A 1,996-nucleotide genomic window follows, 5' to 3' on the forward strand; every position below is an offset into this window, starting at 1 on the left:
AGCGTTGTTAGCAAAAATTCAAAAAGCGCAACAAGCACTTGTAGTAGGCGATAAAGAGAAATTAACGCTTAACCCTTATACGCTAGGGGATGAATACGTGACAGGAACCATTACTGGAAATATCAAGAAGTTCAAACTAATTGTAGGGGACAAAACATACGAACCTGGTTTTAAATTAGTGAATGGTAAACTTGAAGTATATATTGGAAATCGTGTACCTGAAGGAACAAAAGAGTTTACGTTAAAAGCCTTTAACCCAGCTGGCGAACAAGTGGCTTCTAAAGTTGTTCAAGTTCAAGACGTTTCATTAACTGTCAATAAATATAGTTTTGGCGATGAATATATGACTGGTTCTTATACGGGAAGAACAACGAAGAAATTCCGTTTAACGGTAGATGATAAGGTATATACTCCTGGCTTTAAATTAGCCAATGGTAAATTTGAAGTATATATTGGTAATAAGATTACAAGTAGTTCAAAAGTAGTGAAACTAGAAGCTTTAGATGAACGAGGAAAAACGCTTGCGCAACAAAACGTAACAGTAGAAAAGCCACAATTAAATATGGATGAATATATTCGTGGTAATGAATATATGACAGGAACGATTGTTGGTAAAGGAATTAAAAAATTCAAATTAATGATTAACGGTAAAGAAAACATCCCAGGATTTAAACTAAATGGCAATAAGTTTGAAATTTACATTGGCAACAAAATTCCAGCAAACGTAAACACTGTTAAAGTGATTGGTTTGGATGGTTCGGGTAAAGAAGTTGTTTCCCAAGATGTGACAGTTCAAGCACCATCTTTAACAGTTGATGAATATGTTCGTGGCAATGAATACATGACAGGAACATTTAAAGGAGAAGTTATTAAAAAATTCCGTTTAACGGTGGATGGCACAGTGTATACGCCTGGCTTTAAAATTACCGATGGCAACAAATTTGCAGTATATATCGGCAATAAAATTACTAATGCTTCAAAAACAGTCACATTAGAAGCATTAGATAAATCAGGAAATGTTTTGGTGAGCCAACAAGTTCTTATTGTTCAACCTCACAGATAAATTGACTAACAAAAGTTTAAGTTTTGTTAAAGTAGCAGTAAGAACAGAAATTAAAAAGCTTGAAGCAAACTTCAATGATTGCTTCAAGTTTTTTTATGATTTTACCATTTTTTATAATAAAAATAGAATAAAGTTTAATTGTTTTTTATTTAATCATTTAATATTAAAAAATATGAAAAAATAATCGATAAATTTTATTAATTATTCAAAATTAAACGTTTTTGTAAGCGAAAACACAAAAGAAAGTATTAATTTTTTTAAACTAAAGGAATAAATATGCTCGAAAGCAGCATTATAATCTAATTTTTAAAAATAAAAAAAAAAGGTTAATTAATTAAATTTATTGAAAATGAACGATTGGTTAAATAGATAAAAAAAGATTCATGAATCTTTTGATAACATAAGCCCATAGAAAGAATTTTTTGTTCACTTTCTTTTTAATTTAAATGTAAACTTCTTAATCTTAAAAAAATGTTCTTGAAGTTTATGATTACTTTTCTTATCAAGACAAGTAAGTTTTACACAGCTAGGATAAGTGAGGACGAAATTAGAATTTGGAAGGAAGGTTTCTCACCTAGTATATAAAAAGAAAGCGCTATAAGTATTATATAGTGGCAAAGAAAGCATTCCGAGAGCAGGAGTCACTGAAATAAAATATCCTTAATCAAAATATAATTTTTATCTCATAATACTGTTTATATCTGAGCATAATGAGCTAGGATAAACTTTATTGTTCTTATAATTTTCTTTCATTAAAAGCATTTGTTCACAAACAATTAAAGATAGGAGAATTTAGTAATGACAAAGAAAAAAAATCTCACAAAAGCGAAAAAAATTCGCAAACAATTACTGGCTGCATCAGCGGCAGGGTTAGTGCTTGTTTCAAATGCTGCTAGCACAGGAACATCATTGGTTTATGCAGCAGAAAAAAAT

General features: G+C 29.9%; 1 protein-coding gene. It reads left to right on the forward strand.

The window, feature by feature from the left end; all coding sequences use genetic code 11:
• A partial coding sequence (locus RV14_RS12340) for an immunoglobulin-like domain-containing protein (RefSeq protein ID WP_342714786.1) occupies positions 1 to 1,063 on the forward strand: 1,063 nt, incomplete at its 5' end.
• Between the last annotated feature and the right edge of the window lie 933 nt (positions 1,064 to 1,996).

Source organism: Enterococcus ratti, from assembly GCF_001886195.1.
GTDB classification, from domain to species: domain Bacteria; phylum Bacillota; class Bacilli; order Lactobacillales; family Enterococcaceae; genus Enterococcus_B; species Enterococcus_B ratti.